The 8327-nt window shown below is 73.3% G+C and carries 8 protein-coding genes; 6 read left to right on the forward strand and 2 right to left on the reverse strand.

Annotation, left to right across the window (positions count from 1 at the left end; translation table 11 throughout):
• Window positions 1-335 precede the first annotated feature (335 nt).
• On the forward strand, window positions 336-1250 hold the full coding sequence (locus AB0C87_RS31795) for a hypothetical protein (protein ID WP_353833292.1): 915 nt from the start codon (window positions 336-338) through the stop codon (window positions 1248-1250).
• A gap of 31 nt (window positions 1251-1281) precedes the next feature.
• Here AB0C87_RS31795 and AB0C87_RS31800 read toward each other — a convergent pair whose 3' ends face one another.
• Window positions 1282-2592 carry a D-arabinono-1,4-lactone oxidase gene (locus tag AB0C87_RS31800; RefSeq protein WP_360580890.1) on the reverse strand — a complete coding sequence of 437 codons (1311 nt, stop codon included), beginning with the start codon at window positions 2590-2592 and terminating at the stop codon, window positions 1282-1284.
• Window positions 2593-2734: 142 nt separating this feature from the next.
• Here AB0C87_RS31800 and AB0C87_RS31805 point away from each other — a divergent pair, with 142 nt between their 5' ends.
• From AB0C87_RS31805 to AB0C87_RS31815, 3 genes are read left to right on the forward strand one after another with little or no spacing between them, the layout of a single operon-like run.
• Entirely contained in the window at window positions 2735-4006 is a 1272-nt protein-coding gene (locus tag AB0C87_RS31805) for a lytic murein transglycosylase (protein ID WP_360580893.1), read from the forward strand.
• A 45-nt stretch (window positions 4007-4051) separates the two neighbouring features.
• Window positions 4052-4960: a ferrochelatase gene (locus AB0C87_RS31810; protein ID WP_360580895.1), complete on the forward strand. Its 909-nt coding sequence runs from the start codon at window positions 4052-4054 to the stop codon at window positions 4958-4960.
• Window positions 4957-5766, forward strand: coding sequence for an inositol monophosphatase family protein (locus AB0C87_RS31815; protein ID WP_360580897.1), 810 nt, complete (start codon window positions 4957-4959; stop codon window positions 5764-5766). Before AB0C87_RS31810 ends, AB0C87_RS31815 begins: the two co-directional genes overlap by 4 nt.
• Window positions 5767-5868: 102 nt before the next feature.
• On the opposite strand, the gene AB0C87_RS31820 is transcribed toward AB0C87_RS31815, so the two are convergent.
• Window positions 5869-6045, reverse strand: a complete 177-nt coding sequence (locus AB0C87_RS31820; RefSeq protein ID WP_345178501.1) for a hypothetical protein — start codon at window positions 6043-6045, stop codon at window positions 5869-5871.
• Between the two features lie 235 nt (window positions 6046-6280).
• Here AB0C87_RS31820 and AB0C87_RS31825 point away from each other — a divergent pair, with 235 nt between their 5' ends.
• A complete protein-coding gene (locus tag AB0C87_RS31825; RefSeq protein ID WP_345178499.1) occupies window positions 6281-6934 on the forward strand; it encodes a response regulator transcription factor in 654 nt (217 codons plus the stop codon).
• Window positions 6931-8289 (forward strand): HAMP domain-containing sensor histidine kinase, encoded by a 1359-nt coding sequence (locus AB0C87_RS31830; protein WP_345178498.1) that lies wholly within the window; start codon window positions 6931-6933, stop codon window positions 8287-8289. The genes AB0C87_RS31825 and AB0C87_RS31830 overlap by 4 nt, the downstream gene beginning before the upstream one ends.
• The last annotated feature ends 38 nt before the right edge of the window (window positions 8290-8327 follow it).

Here is an 8327-nt window from a genome sequence, read left to right on the forward strand (position 1 = left end):
CCCCGGGTTCCCGAGTCTCTCTTTCGGACACACCTGCTGCCAGCACCGTACCCGGCATGTCCGAACATCGCCGCTCTCGAAGCCCTCTTCACGAGGTCGAAGAGGGCACCTGACCAAGCTTGCCGGTGCCGCGACCGGCGGGGGGCCGCTCTGCTCGATTCTTGTCCATCCTTTTCCACACCGTTCCTGACGAGGCCGTGAACGCCCCGCCGGTTCGACGTTGCGAGCGTCACGTCGTGGGCAGGAACACCCGCGTCCTTCCGATCAGTTCAATCTCGGGGTGTCCGTGGCGACAGACAGGGGTGAGACAGGCGATGCCGCGCAAGCTGCCGGACGTGAGCACGACGCAGCTGATCGCGAGTGCGGTGGCGACGGCGGTCGCCGCCCTGGGCGCGTCCTTCCTGGGCGTGTACGGGACGATCATCGGCGCGGCCCTGATGAGCGTGATCTCCACGGCGGGGTCGGCGGTCGGCAAGCACTACCTCGACCAGGGCCGTGAGCAGATCAAGGAGCTGACGCACCTGCAGTCGGCGGTCCGGCGGCGGGAGATGGCCGAGGGCGCGGCCGGCGAGGCGAGGAGCGCCGACCCGACCCGGACCGCGGTGTGGTCGGGCGATCCCGGCGCCACGCGCCTGGACCCCGTGTTCGGCGGGGGAGACCCGAACGCCACGCGGCTCGACCCCGGCGGCGATCCGAACGCCACGCGCCTGGACCCCGCGCAGACGGTCGCCGCCGCGTTCGCCGAGGAGGCCGGCGAGGACGCGGTCCGGCAGGTCGTCCGCCGCTCGGCGTGGCAGAGCACGGTGGAGTGGGCCAAGGCGCACTGGGTGAAGCTGGTGGTCTCCTCGGCGGCGGTGTTCGCGGTCGTCATCGGCGGGATCACGATCTACGAGGCGGGCACCGGCCGGCCCGTGGGCGGTGCCGGCGGCAAGGGCCTGACCGTCACGAAGGTCCTCGACGGCGGGGGCAGCGCGAAGCCGGCCGACACGCCTTCGCAGGTCCCCTCCGGAGGCGCCACGGACAAGCCGACCTCCACGCCGAGCGGCACTCCGACGAGCGAGGCGCCCACCGGGGGACCGGGATCGACGGCGCCGCAGCCGTCGTCGGAGCCGACCGAGCGGCCGACGCAGGAGCCCACGACCGTGCCGCCGACGACGGCGCCGACGACGCCGGAGGCGCCCGCGACCACCGGAGGCCCGCAGGACGGCGGCCAGGGCGTCCCCGACCCGCGCTCCACGCCGGGCGGCTGAGCCCGGCGACCGCCGGGAAGGCCGGGTGCGGCTAGTCGCCGAAGACCTGCCTCGTGTAGGGGTTCGCGAAGCGGCGGTCCGGGTCCAGTTCGTCCCGCAGGGCGCGGAAGTCGCCGAACCGGGGGTACGCCTTCTCCAGGTAGGCGGCGCCGCGGGTGTGGAGCTTGCCCCAGTGGGGACGGCCGTCGAACCCGGTCAGAAGGTCCTCGACGCCGCCGAAGTAGTCCTCGTGCGGGTCGCGGTGGTAGACGTGCACCGCGATGAACGCGCTCTGGCGGCCGTGCGCCATCGACAGCCAGGCGTCCTCGGGGGGAAGCAGCCGGACCTCGATGGGAAAGCTGATCCGCCAGTCCCGCTTGGCGAACAGGGTGCGGAGGTCGCGCAGCGCGGGGACGAGCGCCTCGCGCGGGATCGCGTACTCCTGCTCCTTGAAGCGGACCGTGCGCGGGCTGGTGAAGACCCTGTACGAGGTGTCGCTGTAGGTGCGGGCCCCCAGCGCCTTGGCGGAGATGCCGTTGACGAAGGGCGTCGCGGCGGGGGCCCGGTGGGTGACCCTGTTGACGGCGCCGAAGACCGTGTTCGACAGGAACCGGTCGTCCAGCCAGTGCCTGACCTTCGACAGCGGCTCGGCCGGACCCTCGACCCGGTTGTTGCGCTTGGTCAGGCAGCCCTCGGTGTGCGGGAACCAGTAGAACTCGAAGTGCTCGTTGGCGGCGTCGAACTCGTCCACGCGCGCGAGGACCTCGTCCCACTTCATCGGGGCCTCCTGCGCGCGCAGCAGGAACGCCGGGACGGTCCGCCAGGTGATGGCGGTGACGACGCCGAGAGCGCCGAGCCCGGCGAGGGCCGCGGCGAACAGGTCGGGGCGCTCCTCGCGCGAGCAGTTCGCCACGGTGCCGTCGGCGAGGACGAGTTCCAGGGCGGCGACCTGGGAGGCGAGGCCGGCGGCGTCGCGCCCGGTTCCGTGCGTCGCGGTCTGCAGCGCGCCCGCGACGGTCTGCTCCTGGATGTCGCCCATGTTGGCCAGCGCGAGGCCGTGCTCCTCCAGAACGCGGTTGAGCGCGTGGAGCGGCAGGCCGGCCTCGACGGTGACGAGCCCCGTGGCGGTGTCGACGGAGCGGACCGCGGTGAGCGCGGTGGGACGGAGCAGGACCCCCTCGGCGACGGCGGCGCCGGTGAAGGAGTGCCCTGTGCCGGTCATGCGGACCGTGAGGCCGTCGGCGGCGGCCGACCGGACCGCGGCGGCCACCTCGTCGGCGCTGCGCGGTGCGGCGACGCGATGCGGTGTGGCCTGCTGGTTTCCCGCCCAGTTCCGCCACGTCTGCTTGGTCGCTGGGGACATGCCGTGACTCTACTCACGAATCGATCGTGAGGAAAGTTCACATTTTTGGACGGCCCGAGCGGGGGCACAGAGTCGTCGATACCGTACGATCCGGTAACCACGGCAGGCTAACCGTCCGTAGCGAGACTCGTGGGGAAATGTTGTGGCTCCTCCTTCAGCTCCGCGCACCGGCGCGATCGGCGGTGGTGAGGCGCCCGCCGCCCGTCCGCACCGGCCCCGGCCCGAGAAGAACCAGCCCGAGAAGAAGAAGCGGGATCCGCGGCGCCCGGACGCGGGGCCGCGGCGGGGCGGCCGTGCGCTGCCCCTCCTCATCGGCGGTATCGCGGTCCTGGCCGTCGCCAGCACCTCCGGCGGCGTCTACGCGGCGCTGACCACCGAGAAGGCGGATCCGGCCGGGGCCGAGTCGCCGCAGGAGGCGGCGCCGCCGAGCGTGCGTCCCGGCGACCCGGTCAACGTGGCCACCGGCGGCCAGGTAGCGCCGCTGCGCCGCGTCGTGCCGCCCGACGTGCTCGCCGTCGGGACCGCCTCGATCCCCGCCGCCAAGATCAATCGGATCGCGAGGCTCGGCAGGGTCGGGGACGTGGCGGCCGTCGCGGGCGGCGCCGTCCAGCTCCAGGGCCGCCAGGTGAACGCGCTCGCCGTGGACCCGTCGGCGTTCCGCTCCTGGACGCCCCCCGCGACGGCGAAGAAGACCGACCTGTGGGCCGCCCTGGCCGGTGACCAGTTCGTGGTCTCACCGGACGCCGCCCAGCAGCTCCAGCTCAACCGCGGCTACCAGTACCCCGTGGTGGCGCGGACGATGCCGAAGCTCACCATGGGCGGTTCCGGTCCGCTCGGCCTGCCCGGCATCGACATGCTCGTCAGCAGGAAGTCCGGGCAGGAGATGGGCCTCGTCCCCAACGTGGCGGTCCTCGTCAACGCGCCCGGGGTGGACCCCGCCAAGGTCGTCAAGGCCGTCGGCAAGGTCCTCGGCCCCGGCACGAGCGTGCTGAACCTGCACGAGAGCAAGTACCAGGCACCGGCGGACGGCGGCCGTTCGGGCAGTTACCTGGACCTCTACAAGCAGGCGGCCAGGAGCTGCCGCGGCCTGTCCTGGACGGTCCTCGCCGCGATCGGCCAGGTCGAGAGCGACCACGGGCGCAACGCGGGCCGCTCCAGCGCGGGCGCGCTCGGCCCGATGCAGTTCCTGCCCTCGACGTGGAAGGCGTACGGGGTGGACGGCGACGGCGACGGCAAGGCCGACATCATGAACCCCTACGACGCCATCCCGGGGGCGGCCAAGTACCTGTGCGCGAACGGGGCGGGCCAGGGCGGGCGGCAGCTCTACAGGGCGGTCTGGCAGTACAACCACGCCGACTGGTACGTCCAGAAGGTCCTCAACCTGGCGAGGGCGTACTCGGCGCGCTACGAGTGAGCACCCCTGGCGGGGAATCGGCCCGACGGCTGATTGGATGGACGCATGACGTCGTATGACGCGTTGCTTCTGCTGTCCTTCGGAGGGCCGGAAGGGCCCGAAGAGGTGATCCCGTTTCTGGAGAACGTCACCCGGGGGCGCAACATCCCCAAGGAACGCCTGGAGGAGGTGGGGGAGCACTACTTCCTGTTCGGCGGTGTCAGTCCGATCAACCGGCAGTGCCGGGAGCTCAAGGCCGCGATCGAGGCCGACTTCGCCGCCAACGGCGTCGACCTGCCCGTGTACTGGGGCAACCGGAACTGGACCCCCTACCTCGCCGACACCGTCCGGCAGATGGAGGAGGACGGGATCCGGCGCGCCGCCGCGTTCGTCACGTCCGCCTACAGCGGCTACTCGACGAACGACCAGTACCTCGAGGACATCGCCCGCGCCCGCGCGGAGGTGCCGGGCGCCCCCGAGATCGACAAGCTCCCCGTCTACGCGGACCGCCCCGGTTTCCTCGAACCGTTCGTGGACGCGACGAAGGACGCGCTGGGCCGCCTGCCCGAGGGCGCGCGGCTGGTGTTCACCGCCCACAGCGTGCCGCTGTCCCAGCCCAACCGGGAGCTGTACACCGCGGAGCTGCACGCCGCCGCGCAGGCGGTCGCGCGGCAGGCGGCCCCTGGGGCGCCGTGGGACCTCGTCTACCAGAGCCGGAGCGGGCCGCCGAGCCAGCCGTGGCTGGAGCCGCAGATCACCGACCACCTGGAGGAGCTGCACGGCCGGGGCGTCCGCGCCGTGGCGGTCGTGCCGATCGGGTTCGTCTCCGACCACATGGAGGTCAAGTACGACCTCGACGTCGAGGCCGCCGACCGCGCCGCGGAGCTCGGGCTCGCGTTCGAGCGCGCCGCCACGCCCGGGAGCGACCCGCGCTTCGCCGCGCTGCCCCGCCACCTCCTGGAAGGGGTCTCATGAGCCTGGCCGAGGAACTGCTGGACCTGGCCGCGGCGACCGCCCGCGAGGCCGGCCGGATGCTGGTCGACAAGCGGCCGGCGGGCGGCCCGGACGTCGTCCAGACCAAGTCGTCCCCGACCGACGTCGTCACCCAGATGGACCGCGCCGCCGAACGCCTGATCATCGAGCGGATCAGGGCGGTGCGCCCCGGCGACGGCTTCCTCGGCGAGGAGGGCGGCTCGCAGGCCGGCGGGAGCGGCGTGCGGTGGGTGGTCGACCCGATCGACGGGACCGTCAACTACCTCTACGACCTGCCGGACTGGGCGGTCAGCATCGCCGCCGAGGTGGACGGCGAGGCCGTCGCCGGCGTGGTGGAGATCCCGCGCCGGGAGGAGACCTACACGGCCGTGCGCGGCGGCGGGGCCCTCCAGCACACCGCGGCGGGCACGCGCGAGCTGCGCGTGAACGCCCACGTCCCGCTGGGCCGGGCGCTGGTGTCCACCGGGTTCGGCTACGAGGCGGGACGGCGGGCGCGGCAGGCGGAGGTCCTCACCGGCGTGCTGCCGAACATCCGCGACATCCGCCGGGGCGGGTCGTGCTGCGTGGACCTGTGCTCCCTCGCGGCGGGGCGGGCGGACGCCTACTACGAGCGCGGCGTGCAGGCGTGGGACATCGCCGCGGGCGGGCTGATCGTCCGGGAGGCGGGCGGGCGCGTCGAGGGGCTGCACGGCGCGGCCCCCAGCCCGGAGCTGACCATCGCCGCGGGCCCGGGCACGTTCGAGGCCCTGCACGATCTGCTGGCCCCGCTCGACCCGGCCAGGGACTGACGCGAGCGGGCCTCACCGGCAACGGCAACGGCAACGACAACGGGGAGCTCGGGACCGGGTCCCGGGCTCCCCGTCACGGACAGCGCCTTGCGACGGCGGGGGTCAGTCGCAGCGGGGCGGTTCGACGCCGATGTCGTTGTTCGCTGCGATCCGGCGCAGGTCTTCGATCTCCTCCCGGCGGATGTCCGCCAGGTAGGCGTCCCCAGCCTGGTGGGCGCTCCGCAGCGACGCGTACGCGTCGTCGAGCCGCTGCTGGATCATGCGTGTCAACTCGCCCATGGGCCTCCTCCCGGATCGTGCCCATGCCTACCCAGGCCTAGGCTGAAGGTAAACCTGTCTTGCGATGCAATTTTCGCGGATCCTTGCGTCCGCGAGATCACCATCTGGCGTACCGGGAGAGGAACAGCTGCTTACGGGCGTCTTACGGCCTCCATGGCATATGTGAGGCGGGCATGTGTGATGCGCCATGTTCCGGGCGCGGGGCCGGCCGCGCCCCGACGAGGAGGGGGACCCTTTGCGTGTTCTAGTCGTCGAGGACGAGCGCGTGCTCGCCGACGCGATCGCCACCGGCCTGCGCAGGGAGACGCTGGCGGTGGACGTGGCCTACGACGGCGCGGGCGCGCTGGAGCGGGCCGGCGTCAACGAGTACGACGTGATCGTGCTGGACCGGGACCTGCCCAAGGTGCACGGCGACGACGTCTGCAAGCAGCTCGTCTCGCAGCGCTACCCCGCGCGGATCATCATGCTGACGGCGGCGGGGGAGCTGGACGACCGGGTCGAGGGCCTGTCCATCGGCGCCGACGACTACCTGGCCAAGCCGTTCGCGTTCGCCGAGCTGATCGCCCGGGTGCGGGCCCTCGGCCGGCGCGCCGCCGCGCCGCTGCCGCCCGTCCTGGAGCGCGCCGGGATCACCCTCGACCCGGCCCGCCGCGAGGTCGCCCGCGACGGCCGCCCGGTGGAGCTGACCCGCAAGGAGTTCGCGGTGCTGGAGGTGCTGCTCAGCGCCGACGGCGCCGTCGTCAGCTCCGAGCACCTGCTGGAGAAGGCGTGGGACGAGCACATCGACCCGTTCACCAACGTGGTCCGGGTCACGATGATGACGCTCCGCAAGAAGCTCGGCGACCCCCCGGTGATCGAGACCGTGCCCGGAGTGGGATACCGCCTGTGACCGAGGAGACCGCACCCCAGGACCGCCCGGACGGGCCGGACGGCCAGGCCGCCGGCCCGGACCGGGAGAGCGGCGCGCAGGCCGCCCGGCCGGCCGCGCCTCCCGGCGATTCCGGCGACGCCGGAGCCCGGCGCGGCGGGCGGTGGCGCCGCCCCGGCCCGCAGCAGGTCCCCCAGCCGCACCCGGCCGCGAAGGGCATGTGGCGCGGCGAGGGCGGCGGGGCGTTCGCCCCGATGACGGTGATGCCGGGCCGGATGAGCGTGCGGCTGCGCCTCACCCTGCTGTACGGGCTGCTGTTCTTCATGGCGGGCGCGCTGCTGCTGTTCGTGATGTCGGTCCTGATGGCCAACATCCTCGGCAACGTCAAGGTGATCGGCTTCGGCATCTCCGACGCGGAGGCGGCCGAGCTGCAGCGCCAGTTCGTCGAGCAGACGATGCGCCAGCTCGTCGGGCGGTCGCTGCTCGCGCTCGGCGGGGTCGGCGTCATCACGCTGGTGCTCGGCTGGTTCGTCGCCGACCGGGCCCTCAGCCCCCTGCAGCGGGTCACCACCACCGCGCGCCGGCTCTCGGAGAGCACGCTGCACGAGCGGATCGCGCTGGAGGGCCCGGACGACGAGATCAAGGAGCTGGCCGACACGTTCGACGCGATGCTGGAGCGGCTCGGGCAGGCGTTCGACACCCAGCGGCGGTTCGTCGCGAACGCCTCGCACGAGCTGCGCACCCCGCTCGCGATCAACCGGACGCTGCTGGAGGTGGCGCTCGGCGACCCGGAGGTCTCCGACGACCTGCGCGCCGTCGGCCGGACGCTGCTGGCGACCAACGCCCGGCACGAGCGGCTCATCGAGGGGCTGCTGCTGCTCGCCCGCAGCGAGCGGGAGCTGACCGCCCGCACGCCGGTCGACCTGGCGGAGGTGGCGGCGACGGTGCTGGAGCAGTCGGCCCGCCGCGAGCACGACAACGACGTCGCCGTCCATCCCGAGCTGACGCCCGGGACGGCGCTCGGCGACCCGGTGCTGCTGGAGCACCTGGTGTCCAACCTCGTCGAGAACGCGATCAAGCACAACGTCGAGGACGGCGGCGAGCTGTGGATCCGCACCGGCATGCTGGAGGGCTACGCCACCGTCCAGGTCGAGAACACCGGGCCCGTCGTGCCCGCCTACGAGGTGGAGCGGCTGTTCGAGCCGTTCCGGCGGCTGAACGCCGACCGCGTCGAGTCCGCCAAGGGCGCGGGGCTCGGCCTGTCGATCGTCCGCTCGGTGGTGCTGGCGCACCGCGGCGCCGTCTACGCGGTGCCGCGGCCGGGCGGCGGGCTGATCGTCACCGTCCGCCTCCCCCCGGGCCAGCCGGCCGCGTGAGCCGCGGCGGCCGCCGCGACCTGAGCGCGGCGGCCGCC

The sequence above is a fragment of the Actinomadura sp. NPDC048021 genome (assembly GCF_040653135.1).
In the GTDB taxonomy this organism is placed as follows: Bacteria; Actinomycetota; Actinomycetes; order Streptosporangiales; family Streptosporangiaceae; genus Spirillospora; species Spirillospora verrucosospora.

Coding starts and splice junctions, on each gene's coding strand:
- AB0C87_RS31810 (WP_360580895.1), top strand. CDS start 4,052: ATGACGTCGTATGACGCGTTGCTTCTGCTGTCCTTCGGAGGGCCGGAA.
- AB0C87_RS31800 (WP_360580890.1), bottom strand. CDS start 2,592: ATGTCCCCAGCGACCAAGCAGACGTGGCGGAACTGGGCGGGAAACCAG.
- AB0C87_RS31820 (WP_345178501.1), bottom strand. CDS start 6,045: ATGGGCGAGTTGACACGCATGATCCAGCAGCGGCTCGACGACGCGTAC.
- AB0C87_RS31815 (WP_360580897.1), top strand. CDS start 4,957: ATGAGCCTGGCCGAGGAACTGCTGGACCTGGCCGCGGCGACCGCCCGC.